At 71.3% G+C, this 24823-nt stretch carries 18 protein-coding genes; 11 read left to right on the forward strand and 7 right to left on the reverse strand.

Annotated features, from left to right (window positions below; translation table 11 throughout):
• Window positions 1-4 precede the first annotated feature (4 nt).
• The 7 genes from ACF08W_RS03690 to ACF08W_RS03720 all read left to right on the forward strand — a co-directional run bounded on the left by ACF08W_RS03690 (window position 5) and on the right by ACF08W_RS03720 (window position 12660).
• Window positions 5-238: an MbtH family protein gene (locus ACF08W_RS03690; protein ID WP_392278277.1), complete on the forward strand. Its 234-nt coding sequence runs from the start codon at window positions 5-7 to the stop codon at window positions 236-238.
• Window positions 235-2475, forward strand: coding sequence for a lantibiotic dehydratase (locus ACF08W_RS03695; protein ID WP_392278278.1), 2241 nt, complete (start codon window positions 235-237; stop codon window positions 2473-2475). Before ACF08W_RS03690 ends, ACF08W_RS03695 begins: the two co-directional genes overlap by 4 nt.
• Window positions 2468-4240 carry an ABC transporter ATP-binding protein/permease gene (locus ACF08W_RS03700; protein WP_392278279.1) on the forward strand — a complete coding sequence of 591 codons (1773 nt, stop codon included), beginning with the start codon at window positions 2468-2470 and terminating at the stop codon, window positions 4238-4240. Before ACF08W_RS03695 ends, ACF08W_RS03700 begins: the two co-directional genes overlap by 8 nt.
• Window positions 4215-5006, forward strand: a complete 792-nt coding sequence (locus ACF08W_RS03705; RefSeq protein WP_392278280.1) for a thioesterase II family protein — start codon at window positions 4215-4217, stop codon at window positions 5004-5006. The genes ACF08W_RS03700 and ACF08W_RS03705 overlap by 26 nt, the downstream gene beginning before the upstream one ends.
• A 70-nt stretch (window positions 5007-5076) precedes the next feature.
• Window positions 5077-6036: a zinc-binding alcohol dehydrogenase family protein gene (locus ACF08W_RS03710; RefSeq protein ID WP_392278281.1), complete on the forward strand. Its 960-nt coding sequence runs from the start codon at window positions 5077-5079 to the stop codon at window positions 6034-6036.
• 54 nt (window positions 6037-6090) lie between these two features.
• On the forward strand, window positions 6091-11172 hold the full coding sequence (locus tag ACF08W_RS03715; RefSeq protein WP_392278282.1) for an amino acid adenylation domain-containing protein: 5082 nt from the start codon (window positions 6091-6093) through the stop codon (window positions 11170-11172).
• A 528-nt stretch (window positions 11173-11700) separates the two neighbouring features.
• Window positions 11701-12660 carry a helix-turn-helix domain-containing protein gene (locus tag ACF08W_RS03720; protein ID WP_392278283.1) on the forward strand — a complete coding sequence of 320 codons (960 nt, stop codon included), beginning with the start codon at window positions 11701-11703 and terminating at the stop codon, window positions 12658-12660.
• Window positions 12661-12738: 78 nt separating this feature from the next.
• Here the strand turns inward: ACF08W_RS03720 and ACF08W_RS03725 are convergent, their stop codons facing one another.
• From ACF08W_RS03725 to ACF08W_RS03735, 3 genes are read right to left on the reverse strand one after another with little or no spacing between them, the layout of a single operon-like run.
• Window positions 12739-13395 (reverse strand): response regulator, encoded by a 657-nt coding sequence (locus ACF08W_RS03725; RefSeq protein WP_385216014.1) that lies wholly within the window; start codon window positions 13393-13395, stop codon window positions 12739-12741.
• Window positions 13374-14462 carry a hypothetical protein gene (locus ACF08W_RS03730; protein ID WP_392278284.1) on the reverse strand — a complete coding sequence of 363 codons (1089 nt, stop codon included), beginning with the start codon at window positions 14460-14462 and terminating at the stop codon, window positions 13374-13376. The genes ACF08W_RS03725 and ACF08W_RS03730 overlap by 22 nt, the downstream gene beginning before the upstream one ends.
• Window positions 14455-15588 (reverse strand): sensor histidine kinase, encoded by a 1134-nt coding sequence (locus ACF08W_RS03735; protein ID WP_392278285.1) that lies wholly within the window; start codon window positions 15586-15588, stop codon window positions 14455-14457. The genes ACF08W_RS03730 and ACF08W_RS03735 overlap by 8 nt, the downstream gene beginning before the upstream one ends.
• A 485-nt stretch (window positions 15589-16073) precedes the next feature.
• Here ACF08W_RS03735 and ACF08W_RS03740 point away from each other — a divergent pair, with 485 nt between their 5' ends.
• From ACF08W_RS03740 to ACF08W_RS03750, 3 genes are all read left to right on the forward strand, one after another.
• Window positions 16074-16907, forward strand: coding sequence for a peptidoglycan-binding protein (locus tag ACF08W_RS03740; protein ID WP_392278286.1), 834 nt, complete (start codon window positions 16074-16076; stop codon window positions 16905-16907).
• Between the two features lie 152 nt (window positions 16908-17059).
• On the forward strand, window positions 17060-17833 hold the full coding sequence (locus tag ACF08W_RS03745; RefSeq protein WP_392278287.1) for a D-Ala-D-Ala carboxypeptidase family metallohydrolase: 774 nt from the start codon (window positions 17060-17062) through the stop codon (window positions 17831-17833).
• Between the two features lie 158 nt (window positions 17834-17991).
• Window positions 17992-19089 (forward strand): M23 family peptidase, encoded by a 1098-nt coding sequence (locus ACF08W_RS03750; protein ID WP_392278288.1) that lies wholly within the window; start codon window positions 17992-17994, stop codon window positions 19087-19089.
• A gap of 125 nt (window positions 19090-19214) precedes the next feature.
• Here ACF08W_RS03750 and ACF08W_RS03755 read toward each other — a convergent pair whose 3' ends face one another.
• The 4 genes from ACF08W_RS03755 to ACF08W_RS03770 all read right to left on the reverse strand — a co-directional run bounded on the left by ACF08W_RS03755 (window position 19215) and on the right by ACF08W_RS03770 (window position 23989).
• Entirely contained in the window at window positions 19215-19802 is a 588-nt protein-coding gene (locus ACF08W_RS03755; protein WP_385215997.1) for an HAAS signaling domain-containing protein, read from the reverse strand.
• Window positions 19799-20191, reverse strand: a complete 393-nt coding sequence (locus ACF08W_RS03760) for a PadR family transcriptional regulator (RefSeq protein ID WP_385215995.1) — start codon at window positions 20189-20191, stop codon at window positions 19799-19801. Before ACF08W_RS03760 ends, ACF08W_RS03755 begins: the two co-directional genes overlap by 4 nt.
• 142 nt (window positions 20192-20333) lie before the next feature.
• A complete protein-coding gene (locus tag ACF08W_RS03765; RefSeq protein WP_385215992.1) occupies window positions 20334-21515 on the reverse strand; it encodes a PP2C family protein-serine/threonine phosphatase in 1182 nt (393 codons plus the stop codon).
• Between the two features lie 197 nt (window positions 21516-21712).
• Window positions 21713-23989 carry a catalase gene (locus ACF08W_RS03770; protein ID WP_392278289.1) on the reverse strand — a complete coding sequence of 759 codons (2277 nt, stop codon included), beginning with the start codon at window positions 23987-23989 and terminating at the stop codon, window positions 21713-21715.
• A 591-nt stretch (window positions 23990-24580) separates the two neighbouring features.
• Between ACF08W_RS03770 and ACF08W_RS03775 the strand changes: the two genes are divergently transcribed.
• The gene (locus ACF08W_RS03775; RefSeq protein WP_392278290.1) at window positions 24581-24808 is read left to right on the forward strand and encodes a hypothetical protein; all 228 of its coding nucleotides are present in this window, start codon (window positions 24581-24583) and stop codon (window positions 24806-24808) included.
• Window positions 24809-24823: the final 15 nt, after the last annotated feature.

The following is a 24823-nucleotide window of genomic DNA, read 5'->3' on the forward strand; positions in this document are numbered from 1 at the left end:
TGCCATGCCCCTCTTCGACGAAGACGACCTGACCATCACCTACCACGTGGTCGCGAACCACGAGGAACAGCACTCGATCTGGCCCGCGGGCCGGGAGATACCCGACGGATGGCGCCCGACCGGTTTCACCGGGAAGATCGACGCCTGCCTCGCCGAGATCGAACGCGTCTGGACGGACATGCGCCCGCTCAGCCTGCGCAGGGCCATGGACGACACGGACACGGCAGCCGTCCGGTGAACGGTCCGGGAAACGAGACCCATCTCCTCCCGCTGGGCGGCAGTGGCGACTGGGGTGTGTGGCCCTCCCTCGTCGTCCGCACCACGGGCATGCCCTTCGACTGGCTCGACACCTCAGGCGTGTCCGGCACGCACTCCTTCGAGGCGGCCAAGGAGGCCGCGCTGGGGCAGTTGGCCACGGCGGCCGACGACGACCGCTTCCAGTCCGCGCTCGCCTGGCAGAATCCCCTGCTCGGCGAGCAGGTCCGCAAGGGCGCGCACCTGTCCGGGCGGCGACGGCGCTACCTGCGCCGTTCGCTGGCCGCCTACGTGTCCCGCTACTGCGCCAAGAACGACACCATCGGCTTCTTCGGGCCGTCGGTGTGGGGCACGTGGGGCACGGGACCGACCCGGGTCACACCCGCGGGCCGGGCCCCCCGGTCCCGCGACGTGTACCTGGAGCTGTGGGCGGTCCGCGCCCTGGCCCGCGCGCTGCGCCTGCGGCACGGCCTGGACCCCTGGGTGGTGCCGCACCTCGCCCCGAGCCTGGACCTCGCGAGCGACGTGTTCCCCCTCCAGGACGGCTCCCGGCTCTCCGTGACACCGCTGCGCCGCACCGTACTGGAAGCCTGCGACGGGACCCGCGCCGCCTACGAGATCCCGCTCGGCTGCCCGGACCTGGACGCCGACGAGGTACGCGACGAAGTGCGGCGGCTGCGGGCCATGGGCGTGCTCAGCACCGACTTCGCCATCCACCAGGCACGCCGCCCGGAACGCCAACTGCGCGGCCAGCTCATGCGGGTGAGCGACGTCGCACGCCGAACGGCCGCGCTCCGCGACCTCGACGAGGTCGTACGGGCCGTGGCCGCCCTGAAGAACCACACCGGGCAGCCCGCGCAACTGGCCCAGGCCCTGACCACCGCCGAGGAGGTCTTCGTACGCGTCACCGGCGAACGGGCCGAGCACGGCGCCGGGCAGTTCTACGCCGGCAAGCGCATCGCCTACGAGGACTGCGTCGCCGACCTCGACGTGGAGCTGGGGCCCGAGATCCTCGACAGGGCGGGGCCCGTCCTCGACCTGGTACTGACCAGCTCCCGCTGGTTCTCCCACGTGGTAGCCCAGGAGTACGTCCGCTCGGCCCGGCGGATCATGGCCGACGACGAGGGACGGCCGGCCGACGACGGCTACCCCCTCGCCCGCCTCCTCGCGGCCATGGCCCCCACCTTCTGGGACGACGCCGTCCGCCCCGTCGACGCGGCCCGCGCCGAACTCCGGGCCCGCTGGACGAAGATCCTCGGACCGCATGCGGACGGCTCGCCCACGACCCGTACCGTCGCCGGGATCCGGGACGCGGTGCACGAGATGTTCCCCGCCGACGGACCCGCCTGGACCGAGGCCGGCTGGCACAGCCCCGACCTGATGATCGACGCGGCCAGTGCCGAGGACATCCGGGCCGGGCGCTTCCGGGTGGTCCTCGGCGAACTGCACTCGTGCGTCAACACCGTCAACGCCCTGCTCTTCCTGGACACCGCGCCCAACGCCCCGGAAATTCGCCGCTGGATCGACCGTGAGATCGCCGGGGCCGTCTCCCCGCTCTACCCCTTCTCCACCGGGCACGTGAATTCCCGCACCGCCCCGCCGGGCGCCCACCTCTCACCGATGTGCCGGTACATCGGCATCGGCGGCGAACCGTCGTACCACCCCCGTTCCGCCGAGCTGATCCCCATCACCTCGCTGCGGGTCGTCCCGGCGGGCGAGGGCTTCCGGGTGGTGTCCACGGACGGGACCTTCCAGGAGGATCTCGTCCAGGTCCTGGGGGACTACCTCAGCAGCGCCGCGGTGCAGTCGTTCGGCTTCCTGGAACCGCGGGACCACCAGCCGAGGATCACCATCGACGACGTCGTGGTGTGCCGGGAGACCTGGCGGGTCCCGTTCACGGACCTGCCCGGTCCGGACACGAAGGAGGAGCCCGTGCACACCTTCTTCCAGACGCTGCGCGAACGGCTCGGACTCCCGCAGAACGTCTTCGTCCGGGTCGCCGGCGAGGTGAAACCGGTCTACGTCGACCTGGCCAACCCCTTGATGGCCGACATGCTCTGGTCGAAGATCCGTCGTGGACGGGAGCGGGTGCCCGACGGCGGCCTGGCCTTCTCCGAGATGCTCCCGGGCCCGGACGGAATGTGGCTCAGGGACGACGACGGACAGCGGTATCCCGTCGAATTCAGGATCGTGTGCACAGACAGGAAGAACCATGACTGAGACCCTTGAGACAGCGGGCGGCTCGACAGCCCACGCCCCCCGCGAGGCCGCCGTCCGCATGGCCGGACTGACGAAGTCGTTCGGTGACGTCCAGGCCGTCGTCGAAGGCCGCATGGAGGTGTTCCCGGGCGAGGTCGTGGCCGTACTCGGGCCGAACGGCGCGGGCAAGACGACCAGCCTGCACTGCCTGCTCGGTCTGCGGCAGCCCGACTCCGGTGTCGTGGAACTGATGGGCGGCTCGCCGACCTCCTCACGGGTACGGGCCCAGTGCGGTGTCGTCCTCCAGAACTCCGGCCTGCCGGGCAGCCTCAAAGTACGCGAACTGGTCGACCTGTTCCGCGCCTACTACCCCGCCCCCATGGAGACCCGGGAAGTCCTGGACCTCGCCGGGCTCACGGACCTGGCCGAGCGCTTCTTCGGCGAGCTCTCCGGCGGCCAGCAGCAACGCGTCTACCTCGGGCTCGCGCTGTGCGGAAGGCCCCGCGTCCTCTTCCTCGACGAGCCCAGTGTGGGGCTCGACAGCGTCTCGCGCCGCCAGCTGTGGTCCACCGTGCAGCGCGTCGCGTCCGAGGGCACCGCCGTCCTCCTCACGACGCACTACCTCGAAGAGGCCGATGCCCTCGCGGACCGCATCGTCCTGTTCGCCTCCGGCCGCACGGTCTTCGAGGGCTCGTCCGCGGAGATGAAGTCCCACTTCAACCGCCGCCGCCTCTCGCTGCGCCCCTCCGGCCACCCCGATGTGGAGGCCGTACGGAACAGCGGGGGCGAGGACATCGAGTACGTCGACGGCCTGCTGACGCTCACCACGGCCCGCACCGCGGACGTCCTGCGGGTCCTGCTCGACACCGAACAGGACCTGGACGACATCGAGGTACGCGGCGTCAGCCTGGAAGAGGCCGTCGAAGAGGTCCTGAGCACCTCTACCGCCGGCCTGCCCGCCCCCGCTCCGGCGGCCGCTCCCCACCGCCGGGCCGCCGCGCAGCGGGACAGGGCCGCCGAGCGGCTGGACGCCGCCTCCTGGACGCGGATCGTGCGCGCCCAGACGAAGGCCGAGTTCCTCAAACTCAAGCGGGACGTGGCATTCATCCTGACCACCTGCCTGCTGCCCACGCTCTTCTTCGCGTTCTTCGGTCTCTCCCAGGCCAGGCACGGCGACCAGGAGGCGATGGCGTACACCGTCGCGGGCTTCAGCGCCTACGGCGCCATCGGCGTCGGCCTGTTCGGCTTCGGCGTGGGCATCGCGGCCGAACGCGGCTTCAAGTGGGACCTGCTCATCCGGGCCACCCCCATGTCACCGAGCGCCTACCTGTGCTCGCGGATCATCCCGGCCGCCGTCTTCACCCTGTTCACACTCGCTGTCCTCGGCATCTTCTCCACGCTCGTGGCGGGCGTCCGGCTCAGTGCCCTCCAGTGGCTGGAACTGATGGGCGGACTGACCCTCGGCAACATCGTCTTCGTCGCCATGGGGCTGGCCATCGGCTACAACCTGTCGCCCAAGGCCGCCGGCCCCGTGTCCACCATCATCTATCTGCTGCTCTCCTTCGCCAGCGGGATGTTCGTCCCGATCAACCAGCTGCCGACCCTGGCCGAGAACCTCGCGCCGGCCCTGCCGACCTGGCACTTCGCCCGCATCGGCTGGGGCATCGTCGGCATCGAGCCCGGCTTCGGACTCTCCTCGCTCCTGATCCTGGTCGCCTACACCGCGGCCTTCGCCACCCTGGCCATCATGGGATACCGCCGTGAACTCAAGACCCGCTTCCTCTGAACCCGCGGCGCCGCCCGCCCGGCAGGGGACGCTCCTGCGCCGGATACCGGATCCGTCCGACCGACGCCCGCTGGTCATCGCCTTCCCGTACGCGGGCGGCGGCGCCGCGGCCTACGCCGAGTGGCGCGACCTGCTGGACGCCGACTGCGCCGTCCTCCCCGTCCACCTGCCGGGCCGGGAACGCCGCTTCCAGGAACGCCCCTACCGCCGGATGACCCATCTGGTCCGCGACCTCGTCGCGGAAGTCGGCCCGCACATGGACCGGCGCGTCGTCTTCTGGGGCCACAGCATGGGAGCCTCGGTCGCGGTGGCCCTCAGCCTCGAACTGGCCCGCCAGGGCTTCGCGCCCCCCGCCCACATCCTCGTCTCGGGCGCGGGCTCACCCGACCGCAGGGACCTGAAGGACCTGATCCACGTACTCGACGACGAACGGCTCACGGCCCGGCTCCACCGGTACGACGGAACACCCCGCGAGGTCCTGGACAACCCGGACCTGCTCGCCCTCGTCCTGCCGGTGATCCGGGCGGACTTCGAGATCATCGAGACGTGGGTCCGGCCCCGCCCGGCCCCGCTGCCCGCCCCCCTCACCGTGCTGTACGGCAAGGACGACCAGTCCGTCAGCGCGTACCGGGTCGCCGGCTGGCCCTCGTACAGCGACCGGCCGGTCGACCCGAAGCCCTTCGACGGCGGGCACTTCTTCATCCGCGAGCATGCCGCGGAGGTCGCCGGAATCATCCGCGCACTGGCCACCGGGCCGGACGCCTGACCGCCGCGCCGCACCACGTCCCGGCACACACCCCCCTTCAAGCACAGACACTTTCGAGCAAGGAGCAGCGATGCGGGCCATCGTCATCAAGGAGTTCGGCGGTCCAGAGACCATCGACGTCACGGACGTTCCCGAACCGCAGGCCGCCGAGGGCCTGGTGCTCGTCGACGTGGAGCGCTCCGGACTCAACTTCGCCGAACTGCACCAGATCGCGGGGACGTACCTCAAGACGAACGAGCTGCCGTTCACCCCGGGCACCGAGGTCTTCGGCAAGGACCCCGCGGGCCGTCGGGTGCTCGGCATCATCGCCTCCGGCGGACACGCCCAGCGCGCCGTCGTGCCGGCCGAATCCCTCATCCCCGTACCGGACTTCGTCACCGGCGAGGAGGCACTCGCCCTCGGCCTCCAGGGCTTCACCGCCTGGCACCTGCTGCGCACCTGCGCCCGCGCCGTCCGCGGCCAGTCGATCGTGGTCCACGCCGCGGCCGGCGGGGTCGGCTCGCTCGCGGTGCAGCTGGCCAAGGCATGGGGCGCCTCCCGGGTGATCGGTACGGCGTCGACCCCCGACAAGCGTGAACTCGCCCTGTCCATCGGTACCGACGCCGTCGTCGACTCGAACTCGGACGACATGACCGCGGCCCTTCTGGAGGCCAACCGCGGTCGTCCGCTGGACGTCGTCCTGGAGATGGCGGGCGGCCACACCCTGGACCAGGGACTCGCCGCCCTGGGCACCCACGGCCGCATGGTGGTGTTCGGATCGGCCTCGGACCAGCCGTCGACCCCCGTACGGCTGGAGTCGCTGATCGGCGCGTCCCGCTCGGTGGTCGGCTTCTGGGCCGGTGACCTGATGCGCACCAACCGCCGCTCCCTGACCGACACCCTCAACGGGCTGTTCGGCATGGTCAAGAACGGTCAGCTGAAGCCCGTCGTCGGGGGGACGTACGCCCTGGAGGACGCGGCACGGGCGTTCGGTCTGCTGGCCGACCGCTCCACCACGGGCAAGGTCGTCCTCGACACGACGGGGAACTGACACCCGCCTCGTCGTCCCCCCCCTCTGAACCACTCCGCGAGCGCGAAGGCCGGCATGTTTACGTCAGACGAGGATTCCGCCAGCTTCCTGATCCACCGCCGATTCGAGGCACGGGTCCGGGAGAACCCCGGGGCGCCCGCTCTCATCCATCAGGACCGGACCATCGGTTACGGCGAGCTGGACACGGCCGCGAACCGCCTCGCGGCCGTGCTGCGCGCGACCGGTGCCGGCCCCGAGTCCGTCGTCGGCGTCCATCTGGAGCGGACGCCGGAGGCGGTGACGGCGGTCCTGGCCGCGTGGAAGACCGGCGGGGCGTACGTACCCCTCGATCCCGCGCAGCCCCGGCAACGCCTCGCGCACATCATCGAGGACTGCGATCCGGCGGTGATCGTGACCTCGGCACGGCTGTCGGCCGGGCTTCCGGAGCACCGAGCCCGGGTGGTCCTGGTCGACGGCCCCGCCGAGGCCGCGGCCGGTCCGGTCCCGGTGGCGGCCGTACGGCCCGACAACCTCGCGTACACCATCTACACCTCGGGATCGACCGGACGGCCCAAGGGCGTCGAGGTCGCCCACCGTGGGCTCGTCACCTCCTACCTGGGCTGGGAGGAGGTCTACGGGCTCCGGGACGGCGTCCGCAGCCACCTCCAGGTAGCGGGCTTCTCGTTCGACGTGTCGACCGGTGACTTCGTCCGGGCGCTGCTCTCCGGCGGCACGCTGGTCCTGTGCGGCAAGGAGGACCTGCTGCGGCCGGAGAACCTGCACCGGCTCATCACCCGGCACGACGTGCACATGATGGACATCACCCCCGCGCTCCTGCGGCTGCTGATGGACCATCTGGAGGCCACCGGCGGACGGCTGGACGGCATGCGGCTGATCACGGTGGGCGGGGAGGGCTGGCCGCCCCGCGACTACCGGCGGCTGCGTGCCCTCGTCGGGCCGGGGACGCGGGTCTTCTGCTCCTACGGCGTCACCGAGTCGAGCGTGGACAGCACCTGTTACGAAACCTTCCCCGGTGCACCGCCGGAGACGGCCACGCTGCCCATCGGACACGCCTTCCCCGGCACCCGGGTCGCGGTCCGCGACCGTGAGCTGCGCGAGATCGAGGACGGGGCGGAGGGCGAGCTGTACGTCACCGGCGCCGGACTCGCCCGCGGCTACCGGGGCAAGCCCGCCCTGACCGCCCTGCGCTTCCTGCCCGCTCCCGGCGGCCGGCGCGTCTACCGCACGGGGGACAGGGCCCGTCTGCTGCCCGACCGGGCCGTCCAGCACCTGGGCCGCATCGACGACGAGGTCAAGATCAACGGTGTGCGCGTCCAGCCGGCCGAGGTCGAGACCGTCCTGCGCGCACACCCCGGTGTCGGCCAGGCCGTCGCGGTGACCGCCCACGAGGCCGGACGCGTACGCCTCCACGCCTACGTCACCCCGGCCGGCCCCGCGCCGGTGACCCCCGCCCAGGTGCACGAGCACGCGACGCGCGCCCTGCCCGCGACCATGGTGCCCGCCACCGTCACGGTCCTGGAATCACTGCCCCTCAACACCAACGGCAAGGTCGACCGGCACCGCCTGCCCGCCCCCGCGCGGGGCGACGAGGAGACCTACGAGGAACCCAAGGGGAGCACAGAGATCCGGATCGCCGGGATCTGGCAGGAGACCCTGCGGCTTCCCCGCGTGGGCGCCCTGGACGATTTCTTCATGCTCGGCGGCGACTCCCTCCAGTCGGCACGCGTCTGCGCACGAATCCGCGCGGAGTTCCACGTCGACATCCGGCCCAGCGCCGTACTGACCCACCCCACCGTGCGCGAACTCGCCGCGCAAACAAGCCAGTTGCTGCCCGAGCGCCAACCGCCCACGCGGCACTCCGCCCCCGACGGGCGGTACCCGCTGTCCCCGGCCCAGCGCCGGCTCTGGCTGCTGAACCTGATCACCGGCCCCGACGCCACGTACAACATCCCCATCGCCTTCCGTGTCGAGGGACCGCTCGACCGGTCGGCGCTCACCACGGCGCTCAACCGGATCGTGGCCCGGCACGCACCCCTGCGGACCCGACTGGTCGTGGTCGACGGCGAGGCGATGCAGGAGGTCCTGCCCGGCTTCGAGCTCGGCATCACCGTCACCGACCTGCGCGGCGACCGTGATGCCGAGCACCGGGCACTCGACGTGCTGGCGGACCGGGTAGGCGAACCGTTCGACCTGACGGCCGGACCACTCGTCCGGGCGCACCTGCTGCGACTCGGCCGGCAGCGGTACCAGGTGCTGGTGACGGTCCATCACATCGTGTTCGACGGCTGGTCGGCCGAGCTGTTCCTGACCGGCCTCGGCCAGGAGTACGCTGCGGCGCTGCGCGGCGCGACAGCCGGTCCGCCCGCCTTCGAGCTGTCGTACGGAGACATCGCGGCCTGGCAGGACCATCGGCACCGTTCCGGCGGGCTCGCTCCCCAACTGGACCACTGGAAGCGCCGCTTCGGTACGCTGCCGCCCGCGCTGGACGGCCTCGCGGACCGGCCGGGGCGGGACGCGGGCGGACGCGGCGCGGCCGGGCGGGTCACACGGTGGCTCGATCCGGCGCTCACCCGCGCCGTACGGTCCTGTGGGCAGCAGCACGCGGTGACCCTCTTCGTCACCCTGCTCGGCTGCTTCACCGTCCTTCTGTCGCGGCTGACCGGTGAACACGACATCACGGTCGGCACCCCGATGGCGGGACGCGACCGCGAAGAGGTGCAGGACCTCATCGGCTTCTTCGTCAACACGGTCGCCCTGCGCACGGACCTCACCGGCACACCGACGTTCACCGAGGTGCTCGGCCGGGTGCGCGACGAGGTGCTCGAGGCCCACACCCACCAGGACATCCCCTTCGAGGACGTGGTCGCGGGTGTGTCGGCCGCCGGATCCGTGGGCCGCAACCCGCTCTTCCAGACCTGGTTCAACCTGCTGGGCGGCCCGGACCGGCCCCCGCGCATGCCGGGCCTGGACACCGGGATGATCGAACTGCCCGCGCACGCGGCACTCTTCGACCTCGGCCTGTACGTGACCGACCACGAGGACCGGATCCGGCTGGATCTCTCCTACGACCGGGGGCTGTTCGGTGACGCCCGGGCCCGGGTGATCCTGGACCAGCTCGCCCATGTCATCGCGGCCGTGACCGCCGATCCCGGCGTGCGGATCGGCGGGATCTCCCTGGTGACCGACGCGCATCGCGCGATCCTGCCGGACACCGGGGCGGCGCTGGAGGGTGCTTCGCCGCCCGCGCTCACCGCCGGGGTGCGCAGGGGGATGGCGACGGCGGCCGTGTACGACGCGTCCGGGACCGGGCCGGCACTCGCGGGCGGGCGCCTGGCCGCGCTCGCCTCCCGGGCCACCCGCGAACTGGCCGCACTCGGGGTGCGCGCCGGAGACGTCGTCGCGCTCCACGCGGCCCGGACGGCGGCTCTGGTGCCGCTGCTGGTCGGCATCCTTGAACGCGGCGCGGCATTCGTGCTGCTCGACCCGGCCCACCCGCCCGCCCGGCTGCGGGCCCAGTTGGCGGCCGCGGCACCGGCCCTGCTGATCCGCTTCCAGGAAGCCGGTGCGCCGCCGGAGGCGATCACGGATTCCGGGGTACGGGTGGCCGATGCCGGGCGGCTGCTCGGCGCCCCCGACGCGGCGACGCCCGAGCCGTCGCGGACACCCGCGCCGTCGGCCCCCGGCCCGGAGCGCCCCGCCTACATCATGTTCACCTCGGGATCGACCGGGCCGCTGCCGCGCGGGGTCCTCGGCGGACCGGCCCCCCTGGCCCACTTCCTCGACTGGTACGTCCCGGCCTTCGGCCTCGGCCCGGACAGCCGCTTCGCGCTGCTGGCCGGACTCGGCCACGACCCCCTGCTGCGTGACGTCTTCGCCCCGCTGTGGGCGGGAGGCGAACTCCACGTACCCGGCACCGAGCTCATCGGGAACCCGCTGTCGCTCCTGCACTGGCTGGCGGAGCGCCGGATCACGGTCCTCCACCTCACCCCGCCTCTCGCCCGGCTGCTGGCGATCGCCGCGGGGGAGACCGGGACGCGGCTGCCGGACGTACGCCTGATCTGCTACGGCGGTGACGTCCTGCGGCAGGGCGATGTGGCCGCGCTCGCGGCGGTCGCGCCGTCGGCCCGGCACGTCAACTTCTACGGGGCGACCGAGACCCCGCAGGCGATGGCGTTCCACGTCGCCGATCCGGGGGCCGCGGACCACGGCGCGGACGCGGCCCGCCCGGTACCCGTGGGCAGGGGCATCGCGGACGTACAGATCCTCGTTCTCAACGGCTCCGGGCAGTTGGCCGGGGTCGGCGAGGTCGGAGAGATCGTGATCCGCACGCCGTACCTCGCCGAGGGCTATCTGGACTCCTCGGGCGCGTACTCCTCCGGCAGTGGGGGATTCCACCACGACCGCACGCCGGGGGTACGCAGATACGCCACCGGCGACCGGGGCCGCTACCTGCCCGACGGCACCGTCGAGATCCTCGGCCGTACCGACGACCAGGTGAAGATCCGGGGATTCCGGGTGGACCCGGCCGAGATCGACGCCGTCTGCCGACGGCTTCCCGGCGTGAACGACGCGGTGACGGTCGCGAGGCAGCACGCGGAGGGTGACATCCGGCTGACCACGTACGTGGTGACGGCCGGCGGCCGGACGCCCGAGCCGGGTCGACTGCGCGCGGACCTCGCGGCCCGTCTGCCCGAATACATGACCCCCTCCGAGGTGATGGAGATCAGCAGCATGCCCCTGACACCCAACGGCAAGATCGACACGCGGGCACTCCCGGAGCCGGCACCGGACGTGGAGCCCGGACAGCAGGCGTCGGGAGGGGAAGTGGAGGAGATCGTCCGGGGCATCTGGCGGACCGTGCTGGACGTGGAAGACATCGCGCCGGACGACAACTTCTTCGACCTCGGCGGTACATCACGCCTGATGGTGCAGGTGCAGGTGGCACTGCGCGAACGGCTGGGACGGGACATCACACTCGTGTCGCTGTTCAAGCACGCCAGCACGGGGGCGCTCGCCCGCCATCTGCGGCAGGCGTCGGCACCCGCCCCCGCGGGGACCGCACCGCCCCGCGCACGCCGCCGGGACCACACGGCGGCCCGTGCTCAGCGGCTCGGACGCCGGGGCGGGCGCGCCTGACACCTCGACAAGAAGCCTTCACCGCAGTTCGGATGCCTCGCCGACGGAGTTCCGCATGCTCCGGTCGGCGAGGCTTTTCCACGTCGTTGTGATGAGTCGGTCGCCGTTGTGACGAGAGGGTCACAAGGTTGACATGGCCGTGTCCTGGCGGCGCGCCCGGCTGGATATGGCTGGTTAATCTAATCCGACTCCGTGACCGTGTGTGATGTCTCGGAATTCAGCCCTTGCGCGATATAGAGGTACATCATGGGACGAAGTGACGTGTCGTGCCGACGGGCGTGTGTGCTGGCCGGGACGCTACTGAGGCATCGCCCCGCGGTTCCAGCCGCGCACTGAGTTCGGCATTCCCCGGGACCGGTAGCGCCCTCCTCCCGGCCACCGCGCGAGCGGGGCGGCCGGGCCCGCCCGTCCCGTGTCATCGATTCGTCGGACGGCGGTCCGAGTACTCCAAACCGTCCGGGCCCTTTCTGCCCCCCATCCGTGAGCGGCATGACGAGCCCTTGCGAAGACATTTTTCGAGAGGTTGAAGTGGCGCTTTCCGTAACCGGTCTCGAAGCACGTGCGGAGCTTCTCTACCGGAAGCTGCTCCAGCGGACCCATTGGCGGACGCAGGAACTGGCCCGGGCCGTGAAGTGTCCAGTGGGCGAGGTCGCACAGGCGCTGCAGGCACTGAGCGGCGACGGCCTCGTCGGCGTCTCGGCGGACGACCCCACCTCCTTCCGCGCGGTCGAGCCGTGCGTCGCCTTGCCGGCCCTGCTGGCGCGAGCGATGTGCGAGGGGCGGAATCTGGGGCTCAACCCGGTGGAGGTCGACCGGTTCATCGCCCTCCACGAACTGGCAGCCGAGCGGGACGAAGGCGTTGCCCGCGGCCGCGGCGGCCATCGGACGGATGCTTCCAGCGTGGTCGAACGGATGGTCGCCAAGGCCGAGGAGGACGTGACCTTCCTGGTCCCCGGCTACGTCGACGGCGGATTCGCCTTCTCCCGCCCCAGCGTGGACCTGGGGCTGCGGCGAGGCATACGCCTGCGGGCCGTCTGGGCATCCTCGGTCTTCGACGTCGACGGCGCCATGGATCACGCGCAGTGGCTGGCCCAGCAGGACGTCCCGCCCCGCATGGCCGACGTGGTGCCGGTCTGCGCCATGATCATGGACGGTGCGGCGGCCGTGGTGATCGACGATTCCCGGACACCCCGTATGGTGCGCTCCGGTGCGGAGCTGGAGTCCCTGTGCTCCCTCGCGGAGCGGCTCTGGGGGCGCGGCGCGGAGGTGAGACGACTCAGACGGACGCCCGGTACGGGCGCCGCGCAGCCCCGTATGCAAATGGTGCTCCGTCTCCTGGCCGACGGCCTGACTGACGACGCCATCGCCCGTCGGCTGGGCTGCAGCGTCCGTACCGTGCGCAACGACGTGGCGGCGGCGATGGCCGCACTGGACGCCCGCAGCAGATTCCAGGCCGGCGCACGCGCCATGCGGGCCGGGCTGATCTGAGGCGGTGGCCGGGGGCCGGAGCTGCAGCCGGGGCCCGGGCTACGGCCCGGTCGCTCCGGAGCGAGGGGAGGGCTCGGGTCACAGGTCGTCGACCTGGACCAGTCCGTCCTGGATCGCCCGCGCGAGGAGCGCGGCCTTGGTGGGCGCCTCCCTGCCGATCATCGCGTACTTGACCCGGATGTGTTCGAGGTGGGTGTTGACCGTGCGCGGCGAGATCCCGAGGCGTTGGCCCACGAAGTCCTTGGACTCGGACTGGAACCACTCGACCAGCACCTCGGTCTCGCGTGCCGAGAGCGTCGGCCGGTTGGCGGAGCGGTCACCCGCCAGCGCTCCCGCCAGCGACGGCGGGGTGTACGCGCGGCCCGATGCCGCGGCGACGGAGGCTTCGAGGAGATGTTCGGCACCCTCGGCCTTCGTCAGGTAGCTCAAGGCCCCCAACTCCAGGCACTGCAGGGCGATCTCGTCGTCCGCGCGCATCGAGTAGACGACGACCCTTCGCCCCGCCTCGGCCAGCCTGCGCAGCTCGCTCATGGCCGGTGTCGGCCCGCCCAGATGCAGGTCCAGGATCACCACGTCGGCGGCGGCGCCCTCACCGGTCCACGCGACCCGGACATCGTCACCCGACGCCGCGACCTGGATCGGTGGGGTGCCGGTGACCAGCCATTGGGCGACCCCGGCACGCACTGCGGGGTGGTCGTCGACGATGACGGCGCTCAGCTCCGTTGCTTGCGCCATCTTGCCTCCAGCCGCACGTACTCACCGTAGACATCGCACTCGACCCCGACCCGGCCGGTGGATTCGACGACCAGCTCGGCGCCGGCGTCGGCCACCACCGCGATGCGTACCTCGGCATCGGTACGCAGCATGCTCACCCTGGCACGAATCCGTGCCGCCGACAATGCCGTGACCACCGGCCCGGTCAGCTCGTGGCGCACCTGCGAGGGCACCGGAACGGCGGCGCCGCTGATCGCGAACGACACGTCCACACCCCGTCGCTCCGCCGCGTCGACGCACGCGCCGACCTCGTGCACCAACGGGTCGGGAACGTCGTCGTTCTCGGCGAACAGCCTCCGCAACTGCGTCGCGGCAAGCGCGCAACGCCGTTGGGTGTCACTGTCGCGCGGGTCCAGTTCGCCGTCGGCCAGACCCGCGAGAAGCGACAGCGTCGAACCCAACTGGTCGGCGAAAGCAATCCGTTGGCCCTGCTCCCACCGCTGCGCCGTCAGTACCCGGATCTCCAGCCGGTCCTTCTGCTCGGCCACCGCCATCGCCTCGTGGGTCTGCCGGCGCAGCACCTGCGTGATCACGACGACCGCCAGCTGGACGTTGACCGCGCCGAACGCGGCGGCACCGGCCGCGCCCAGCGTGGCGCGGTCCGGAACGCCTGCCGAGAGGAACAGGCCCATGCTGGTCACCAGATGCGCGGCCAGAACCGTGATCAGCACCCGGACCCGGTCCAGCAACAGCAACAGCAGATGCCAACCCACCAGGCCGAACGACCAGTCGGACGCCTGGAACCGCTGGTCCGGGGCGAGCGCGGAAAAGGCCCCGAACGACGCCGCGAGTACCACCGCCGTGCCGCCGGCGACGGGCAACGGCTTCCGCCGCAGCACCCACCCGCAGCAGACGGCGGTGACGCAGGCCAGGGCGATGAAAGCGGCCATGGCGAGCCACCGGTGCCGGTACTCCTGTGTGAGCAGGGGGTGCAGGGACAGGCCGAACTGGAGAATGCCGGTGGCGCAGACCAGGATGATCCGCGTCGTCGCGTAGACGTGGTCACCCGCCGCGCGTCGCTCACACACCGGACCACGCCAATCCCACGGTGGTTCCCGCACCGGGACGCGAGGTGATCGTGGCGCTGCCGCCGACGGCGACCATGCGCTCGACCACCGAGCTCCGGACCCCGCGCCGGGAGCGTGGCACCCCGTCCGGGTCGAACCCCACCCCGCGGTCGGCCACCGCGACGACGACCCGGCCGCCTTCCTCGCGCACGCTCAGCACGGCGGTGCCGACCTCGGCATGCCGCTCGACGTTCACCAGTGCCTCGCGCACCGCACGCACGAAGGCGAGCGCCACCGAGGCCGGAACCAGCGGGGTCCCCTCCGCGCGGACGTCGACGGCCAGTCGGCCGCGGTCGACGACGGTGTACAACGCGGCCGTCAGGTCCACGGTGCTGTCCTGTGCGGTCGCCCCTCCCGCGGTACCGGTGAGCACCGCGAGGTCGTGCCGGGCGTACTCGGCGACCCGCGCCGGGTCCATCTCCTTCGCCTGCACCGTCACCATGAGGAAGGTCGACGCCGCCGTGTCGTGCAGCAGCGCGAGGTACTCGCGTTCCTCCCGGTGCCGGGCCAGCGAGGCCGCCTCCGCACGTGCCAGCGCCGATCGGCGTTCCCGCAGAGCGTCGACTCGCCCGGCCGATCGGCGGAGCAGTACGAATCCCAGGCGCGCCAGCAGGCACTCGAACACCAGGCGCGGCAGCAGCGTGCCCAGGGCACCGGTTTCCGCCGAGGCCAGGTCGACCGCGACCAGGTCGACCGCGAGCAGCCCGGAGGTGACGGGTACGGCGACCGCCGGAGCCCACTCCAACTGGAGTGTGATCGCCGTTGTGGTCAGCATGTTCAGCGCCCACAGGTTCAGCGGCCCCCCGGTCCACTCCTGGGTGCCGCAGACCGCCGCCACCCTCAGCACCGCGAACCCCAGGGACAGCACCGCGCCGCGCCCCGTGAACCCCGCCCAGCAGTCCACCCCCGCCCCCATGAGTACCAACCCGAACAGGGCGAACCCCAGCGGCAGGGACTCGTCGGGTACGGCGAGCAGGCCGAAGACGCTGATGACGACCAAGGCGATCCCGCGCACGGGAGGGACCAGCCGGCGGGCGGACGCCAGAAATCGAGCCTCGACGCTGCCGTGCGGCGGGAGCGGCGGCATGCCGTTCACCGGGCCGGTCCGGGGGCGGGGGCGTTCGTGCCGCCGTCCGCGCGGGCGAGTGGACAGAGCCCTCGAACAGCCGGTGCGACATCGAGGGGTGACAAGACGGACATCGGTTCACCGTCCTCCTCTTGGTCCGGCCACCTCGTCCGTCGAGGAGGAGCCCCGACGACGCCGGACTATACCGAAGCCGTACGACCGCTCCCCGGGGTCGGGCGTGCGTGCCCGCCGACCGCTCAGGGGCGGGGGCGGAAGTGCCGGCGCCGGGTGAAACCCGACCGCCGCCGGGAAGGAGCGACACGGCGGACATGTCGTGTTCCGTACGTCGGTCGAACACCCGATGCCGACCGGGCCCGGCCGTTGCTACTTTTCGGCCCGCACTATTCCTCGACGTAGGAGTCGGGTTGATATCGGAAACAAGAGTCGGACGCGCGTGGGTCGCGATCGCCGCGGTGTGCGCGGCTCTGGTGGTCTCACTCGGAGTCGTGCCCTCGGCCACCGCCGCTCCGGCCTGGCCCGTCCTCGGCAAGGGCACGACCGGTGCGAACGTCGCCACCGCCCAGTACCTGTTGCGTGGTCACGGTTACGGCCTCGCGGCCGACGGTGATTTCGGCCCGGCGACCGAGAACACGGTGGTCGCCTTCCAGGAGTCCAAGGGATACGCCGCGGACGGTGTCATCGGGGCCGAGACCTGGCCGGGGCTGATCGTCACGGTCCGGGAGGGCAGCAGGGGCGAGGCGGTCGCGGCGGCGCAGACCGCTTTGAACAAGTACGGCTACGGACTGGCCGTGGACGGTCAGTTCGGTCCGGCCACCGCCTCCGCGGTCACCTCGTTCCAGAGAGACAAGGGCCTGTCCGTGGACGGTGTCATCGGCCCCGAGACCTGGCAGAGCCTCGTCGGCCAGGGCGGCGGCGGTGGCGGCGGGGGCTGCACGGTTCCCGACGACCCCGATCCCGAGGTGCTCAAGGTCGTCCACCGCACCGGCGTCGGACTCGGCGTCAGCGACCGGGTGATGCTCGCCGGGTTCGAGGCGGGCGTGGTCGAGTCCCACATGAACAACCTGGACTGCGGTGACCGGGACTCGCTCGGAGTGTTCCAGCAACGTCCGTCGCAGGGCTGGGGCACGCCGGACCAGATCATGGACGTGTCGTACGCGTCGAACTCGTTCTTCACCCGCGCCATCCGGGTGGCGGCGGACAACCCGGACCTGTCCGCGGGGCAGGTGGCGCAGGCCGTGCAGGTCTCGGCCTACCCGGACCGGTACGACGCGGTGGAAGGCACCGCCCGCGAGTTGATCGAGCGCGCATCGCACCTCTGAAGTCCCGGCGACCCCTCCGTCACACCCGGTGCAGCCGGCCTCCCGCCATGTCCCTTCCCGACCGGACCTTGATAGCGGATGGTCCGATTCGCGAGGCCGCGCCCCCTGACCGTCCCATCCGTCCATGTCTTCCTCCGAACAGAGGCCCCCACATGACATCGCGTCCCTCCCTGTTGCTCGCGTCCGCCCTGACCGGCGTCAGCCTGCTCTTCGCCGTACCCGCGTCCGCGGCCACCGCACCGTCCCCCGCGCCCTCCTCGGCAGCCACCGGCCTCGGATCCGCCGCCGGCTGCTTCACCTGGGGCCGGTCCCTGAGCGAGGGAACGTCCGGCGAGGACGTACGGCAGCTACAGATCAGGGTTGCCGGATACCCCGGGTTCGGCGGCGAACTCGCCATCGACGGTGAGTTCGGCTCCGCCACCAGGTCCGCGGTGCAGCGCTTCCAAGCGGCGTACGGGCTGGAGGCCGACGGCATCGCCGGTCCGATCACCTTCGGCACGATCTACGACCTCCAGAAGGGTGACTGCTCCCCGGCCAACTTCGACTGGTCGGAACTCAACCAGTGCGGCACCGACTGGTCCGGCGGCCAGGTCGACGCCGCCACGGTCCGGACCAACGTCCTGGTCACCATGTGGAAGCTGCAGGCCCTGCGGCATGCGATGGGCGACCGGCCCATCGGCATCAACGACGGCTTCCGCGACCACGCCTGCAACGACGCCGTCGGCGGAGACCCCGACAGCCTCCACATGTACGGCCTCGCAGCCGACATGAGCGCCGGGTCCCAGGGCTTCTGCGCCCTGGCCTTCGAGGCCCGCGAGCACGGCTTCACCCAGATCCTGGGACCGGGCTACCCGGGCCACGACGACCACGTCCACGTCGCGGGCGGCACCGGCCGGTACTGGTCGGCCCCCACCTGCGGCCTCTGACCCCTCCAGGCCCCCAGGGCCGGCCGGTCCCCTTCGGGAAGGAAGAAGTACCCGTCGGTCCTTCGGCGTCACCAACTCGTCCGGCGTGCCGCGCGTTCCTCCACACTCCCGCTACCGGTCGGCCCGGCAAGTCCTCTTATGCAGAAGGGATACCTCCCATGCTTTCCAAACCGTTGGTGAGAACCGTCCTCGCCGCCTTCGCCGCCACCGGGCTGCTCGCCGCCGCGCCCTCGGCGGTGGCGGGCAACCGCCACTCGGCTGAGACGGCGGCCTCGGTGGCCGCCGTCCCGTCGTCACCCCCCGGTGTCACCGTGAAGATGCCGGCCACGATCGCCGACCGCCTCGGAGCCGAGCGCGAAGCACTGATAGACGCCGTCTCCGCCGATGTCCTCTCCCGGTCCCACGACGCCAAGGGCCTCACCCCCAAGGCCGCCGTCGCTGAACTCGCCGCCGAGGACCGCAAGGTGGTCGTCGACGTCCGGACCGCCTCGCGCGACTGGGCACGAGGCGTCGCCTACGTCGAGGCGCCGCGCACACGACACGGCGAGCCGGAGGGCTGGCTCTACATCGCCCACCGCACGGGCGGGCGCTGGGTCGCGGGCCTCGAAGGGGACCGCGAATTCGCCGACCACGTGGCGAAGTCCCCGCTGGTCGGCACGGCGGAGCGGCAGACCATGACGGCCTACGCGCAGCGCAAGGCGGCGCCGCAGACGCAGACGTCGTCGGTGGGGGCCATGGCCAACACCAACGGGCTGCTGCTGCCCTGGATGCCCGACTACTACATGACCCTGACCGGCGGCCCGCACTCCAGCGACGGCTCGACCGGCTACTGGAGCAGCCTCGACTTCTCCGGCGGCAACGCCAGTGGCCGGGTCCGCTCCTCCCGCGAGGGCACGGCGACCTCGATGTGCGGTGCCGGCGGCGGCTGGACCAGGGTGATTCACCCGGGCGGCTTCTCGACGGACTACTACCACATGTGGAACGCCACCTACTACAACGGGACGTCGATCGCCCGCAGCGCCCTGCTCGGCAACATCGGCACCGACACCTGCGCAGGCGGTTCCGCGACCGGAGCCCACGTGCACTGGAGTCTGCGGACGTACGACGCGAACTACGTCGGCCAGTACACCTGGCTGAACGGCCGCACCATCGGCGGCTGGACCTGGTGGAGCGGCGCGAGCCAGTACAACGGCTGCGCCACCCGTTCCGGCGTCACCGCCTGCCCCGGCACGGCGATCTACAACCGCATCAGCTGACAACCCGCTCCGCGGCTCCGCACCCGGCCCCGCGCCGGGTGCGGAGCCACGTGGGCCGGGCTTGTGGCGGAGAGGGCGGTGTTCTGCACTCGTGGCGCCGGGACCAGAATCCGGAACCTGCGGGATCACGGGCGCCTGGTGCGCCACAGCCATCCCGCACCGCCCAGAGTGAGGACGAGGCTGACCGCGACCAGCGGCCAGCGCCAGGTGTCGATCACGGAGGCGTTCCCGGGAGCGACGAAGGCCAGGTACCAGGTGGTGCTGATGATCGCGGGAAGGAGTGTGGTCAGGGTGAGCCCGATCCACTTCCGGGCCGCCGTCCAGTGGCGGGAGCGGCACACCATCACCACGGCGGTGACCTTCATGACGAGGCCGATCCAGTTCAGCAGGACGAGGTCTCCCGCGTAGGGCAGCACAGCGCTGATCGTCAGCAGCACGAGGGGCAGCCAGGCCGGGGAGCGGCGACGGCGGGAGGTCGGGGGCTGCGGCTCGCCGGGGTGTCCGAGCTCGTGGAGGGCGGTGCTCGCGATCATGCGGGGGTCGCCCACCTCGCGGAGGATCGTCCGGACCTCGCCGGGCCGTTCCGCGCGTGCGACCTCTATGTGCTCGCTGAGGTCTGCGATGAGCTCCTGGCGGGCCGCCTGGGGCAGCGCCGTGCTCTCGCGTTCGACGGCCGCGAGGTACTCCTGGACCAGGGTGTCGTTGGTCTTCAAGGCTGCGCCTTTCCGGGGGTGTGCCGATGCGTGGTGGCCGGCGTGAGGAGATGGTCGACGGTGTCGCGGAATCCTGGCCAGATCCCGGCGAACGCGGTGAGTGCCGCGCGTCCGGTCTCGGTCAGTTGGTAGTACCGCCGCGGAGGGCCGGACGCGGACTCCTGCCAGGTCGTGGCGACGAGTTCGTCGCGTCGCAGCCGTGACAGCAGCGGGTAGACCGTGCCCTGGCCGGTGGCCAGGCTGCCGGTGTCCTGCAACTCGTTGAGCAACTCGACCCCGTACTTGGGGCCGTTCCACAGAAGGGCCAGGACGCAGTACTCCAGAACCCCTTTGCGGAGCTGGACCTCGACCTTCTCCAGTGCCTTGTTACTTGCGGAGCCAGGTTCCATGCATAACAAGGTACCAGTTGATGCGACCATGATGGGACATGGAGTACGGCGCCGGAAGTTCGCCGAACCGGCGGTCCGCCGCCACCCCGGGCGCAGGGGGAGGAGTCCCCGCTTCGCCATCACGCAGCGGGGGAGGGCGAGCTCACGGCTGCGGAGGCTTCCACTCGAACATCAGGATGGTTGCGTCGTCCCGCAGGCCGGTGCTCTCCGAATCCAGGAGGGAATGGATGAGCCGGCGCAGCGTTTCCGGAGCCAGTTCTCCGCTTGCGGCGGCGCGTACGACGTAGTCGACGAAACGTTCGAGTCCGAACTCCGTGCCGTTGCGCATGCGGGACTCCGTCGCGCCGTCCGTGTACATCAGCACACGGTCTCCCGGCTCCAGGGTGATCTCGTGAACGTGACGTCGGCCGGGCACAAGGGTCGACGGGAACCCCATCGGCGGGTCCGCGTCCTTCTCCATCGCATGGGGAACGAGCGCCTGGCCCCGGATGAGGAGAGGCGCCGGGTGACCGCAGTTGATCCAGCGCAGCAGACCCGACGCCAGGTCCAACTGGGCCAGAACGCCGGTGCAGAACTGTTCGGGCAGCCACCGCGACAGCGCCGCGTCGACATCCTCGACAAGCTGAGGAAGATTGGCACCGATGCGCCGAGCGTTGCGGCAGGCGGCCAGTGTGACCGAGGTGGCAAGGCCGGACGTCAGGTCGTGCCCCATGGAATCGAGAATCGACGCGTGCAGAGTCGTGCCCGTCAGAGCGTGATCGAATCCGTCACCGGCGATTTCGTAGGCGGGCTCGAGAACAGCGGTCGAGACCACGTCCGCCGTGCCGATCGTGCGCGGTGGGAGGAAGGCCCGGAGCAGTTCGGCGGGCAACTGCATCGTGTCGGTTCGGGCCTTGCGTACGAACGAGTCCTTGTAGTGCCGCTTCGAAGTGATCATCATCGCCAGCAGAGCGGCGAGGGCCCGGGCACGGCGCAGCAGCACGGCGTCCAGCACCGGAGAGTGCACCGCCACCACCCCGAGCCGCTCGGCGGCGTCCAGCAGGGGCAGCCATACGGTCAGGCCGTTCTCCTCCGATTCCTCGACCCGCAACGACTGGGTACGGTAGGCCCAGCCGGCCAGTGAGGCGTCGATGTCCGGGGTCGGCCCGTGCTCCGTGAGGGGAACCAGCAGTCGCTGCTGGAGATCGGCGAGGTAGACCACGGACTGCTGGAGACCGAGGGCGTGGGAGCAGCGCTCCACGGCTGTGGTCATGTCGAGGGCCGCGTTGTGGGGGTCGGCCAGGAAGGCGCCCAACAGGTCGTCGCCGGTGGCCCGCGCCATCATCTGCACACCTCTCACTACCCAGCTCGCGTCCCCCCACATGAGCAGTCTCACCCCGGGCTGTGGCGTACGCGCGGTGGGAACTCGAATGCGCGCCGGGAGCCGGTCGCGTACGGACGGCGCGGGGCGCAACAGGGGGAGCCGTCCCGCCCGGTGGGCGGGACGGCCTGAAGAGGGCCGCGCGTCGGCCCGGAGAGGTGTCAGAGAGCGGGCGTGAAGCGGTCCCAGGCGCGGTGACCTGCGAGAAGTCCGGTGAGGCCGTCAAGCACCGTCGCCGCGGACGCGCCCGCCACGACGCCGGGCGCGTCCGTGGCCAGACCCGCCTTCTCCAGCACCGTCGCCCCGTCGCCGCAGGCCCCGATGGCCTTGCCGTGCCGGAATGCCTCGGTGACCAGCAGCAGGACCCGCGGGTCCACACCGGTGGCCGTGGCCGCGTCGTCGGTCTTGGCGTCGCGCGCCCCGTACGCGTCCGGGGCCGGAGCGGGCGCCCCCGCCAGCACGATCGCGTCGAACTCGATCGACCGGGCCGTGGCGAAGGTGCGCTGCACGGTGACCGGGGCGCTCCCGGAGCCCAGCTTGCCGCCCGAAGGCGCGATGACCAGAGGGACCATCCCGGCGGAGAGAACCGCGCCACGCGCTTCCCGTACGGCGTCCAGGCCGGTCTCGCCGTCGGTGACGATGCCGACGACCCGCCCGTCGACCGGCCACGTCCGGCCCAGCTGGGACAGCGCCGGGCTCGGCCGGGGCGAGGCCAGGGGCACGGTCGCCTCCGGCGCCGGCAGACCCAGTCCCTCGGCGACGCGCGCGCACAGTTCGGGGTCGATGTTGGCGAGCGCCTTGAGCCCCCGCTCCTTGACCGCGTCCTCCCAGCATTTGCCGAGCTCGAAGGTGTACGCGGCGGCGATGTGCTCGCGCTCCGTGGGCGTCATGCTGAGCCAGAACAGCCGGGGCTGGCTGAAGTGGTCGTCGAACGACTCGGCCGCGTCCCGTACCTTGCGGCTCTCCGCCACCTCGGCGGGCACCTCGATGTAGGCACCGGTGTCCGCGCCGGCGGTGAACGGACAGCCGCCGTCCAGGGAGTTGGGCCGGTACGGTGCCACACCTCGGTGCACGGCCGTCTGGTGCATGCCGTCGCGCAGCATGTCGTTGACGGGCGCGTGGGTGCGGTTGATCGGCAGCTGCGCGAAGTTGGGGCCGCCCAGCCGGGTGATCTGCGTGTCGATGTACGAGAAGAGGCGGCCCTGCATCAACGGGTCGTTGGTGACGTCGATGCCCGGCACCAGGTGTCCCACGTGGAAGGCGACCTGTTCCGTCTCGGCGAAGTAGTTCGACGGGTTGGCGTTCAGCGTCATCAGCCCGATCGGCCGGACCAGCGCCAGTTCCTCCGGCACGATCTTCGTCGGGTCCAGCAGGTCGATGCCCTCGAACATCTGGTCCTCGGTGTCGGGGAACGTCTGCACACCAAGCTCCCACTGGGGGAAGGCGCCCGCCTCGATCGCGTCGGCCAGGTCCCGGCGGTGGAAGTCCGGGTCCACGCCCCCGGTGATCTGGGCCTCCTCCCACACCTGCGAGTGCACGCCCAGCTTCGGCTTCCAGTGGAACTTCACCAGCGTGGTCGCGCCCTCGGCGTTGACCAGCCTGAACGTGTGGACGCCGAAGCCCTCCATCATCCGGTACGAACGCGGGATGCCCCGGTCCGACATGTTCCACAGGGTGTGGTGGGTCGCCTCGGTATGCAGGGTGACGAAGTCCCAGAACGTGTCGTGGGCGCTCTGCGCCTGCGGGATCTCCCGGTCCGGGTGCGGTTTGCCCGCGTGGATGATGTCGGGGAACTTGATGGCGTCCTGGATGAAGAACACCGGGATGTTGTTGCCGACCAGGTCGAAGACGCCCTCGTCCGTGTAGAACTTCGTCGCGAAGCCACGGGTGTCGCGCACCGTGTCGGCGGAGCCGCGCGAGCCGAGCACAGTGGAGAAACGCACGAAGACCGGCGTCTCGGCCCCCTCGGCGAGGAACGCGGCCTTCGTGATGCCCGCGGCCGCGCCGTACGCCCGGAAGACGCCGTGCGCCGCGGCACCGCGGGCGTGCACCACCCGCTCCGGGATGCGTTCGTGGTCGAAGTGGGTGATCTTCTCCCGCAGGTGATGGTCCTGGAGCAGCACCGGGCCCCGGGGCCCGGCCTTCAGCGAGTGGTCGGTGTCGTACAGCCGGGCGCCCTGCGCCGTGGTGAGATAGGCGCCGCCCTGGGCGACCTTGTCCTGCGGGGTACCGGTCGGCTGCCCGGTCGGGCTGAACGTGTCGGGGCCGCTCTGGTCGTGCTTGGGCGGCAGCGGCCCGCGCGGTTTCGTCGGCTCGTCGACCTGGGCGGGCTCCGGTCCGGGGGCGCCGGGGATTTCGTTGTGCGGGCCGACGGTGTCCCGGACCTTATCGGCGATCTTCTCCGCGGCGGCCGACACCGGGTTCTTCTTCTCGCTCACTGGTATTCCAATCCTGGGGACGGGTAGCGCCGTGCGCGGGGTGGTCGGCACGCGCTGGGGACGGCATCGCCCGACGCGTACCCCTTGGCCCGTGACAGGACACAACGGTTGAGCCATCCGCCCCGGCGGCCCGTTCCAACGAGCGACGTGCTGTCGGCCGGCCGCCCTCCACCGTCCGTCGGGGCACGCCGGGCATACGGGCTCCGTGAAAGCGTCGCGAGCCCGGACGAGGAGGAAGCCGTGCCCGGACGGTGCAGGGCCCTGCTCCCTCGGCCTGCTGCTGGAGGTCCTCAGAGGCGTCCGTGAGCCGGACTGGAGGTGGACGGCTTCCCCACGGGCCAGGCAACCCGTGGTCCGGCCCAGCCCCCGACCTCCACAGGACCGGTGAGGGAGAGGCTGCCCCCGCCGCTGTCCGACGGTGTCGGGTTCGGCCCTGTCCCGGCCTTGGGACTGGTAGGCGCGCATGTTGAGGTGTTGCGTATTCCACCGGGCAGAGCTTTGGCTGGTCACTCTGTGTGGTGAGATCGGTGTTCGTGGTCTAGCCCTGGACAAGTAGGTTGACCGGTGACGTGTTCGAAGGGGAGATCATCGGTGGACGTTGTGGCGATCATGGAAGCACTGGCTGAGCAAGGCATCACAGTGCTGTTCAAGGCTGACGCCGAGCGGATGGCAGAGCGACGCAAGCCCTGGACATTCGTGGCCAGCGGCGCCCCTTTGCGTGACGACATCCTCGTACGAACCGATGCAGCCTCAGTGGAGCAGTGTCTCGAAGCCTGCCTGCCACGCCTGCGTCAGCTGGGCTTTTCGCCGCCCGAGTGACGAGAGTGGTCAGCC

Source organism: Streptomyces sp. NPDC015144 (assembly GCF_043079735.1).
Lineage (GTDB): Bacteria > Actinomycetota > Actinomycetes > Streptomycetales > Streptomycetaceae > Streptomyces.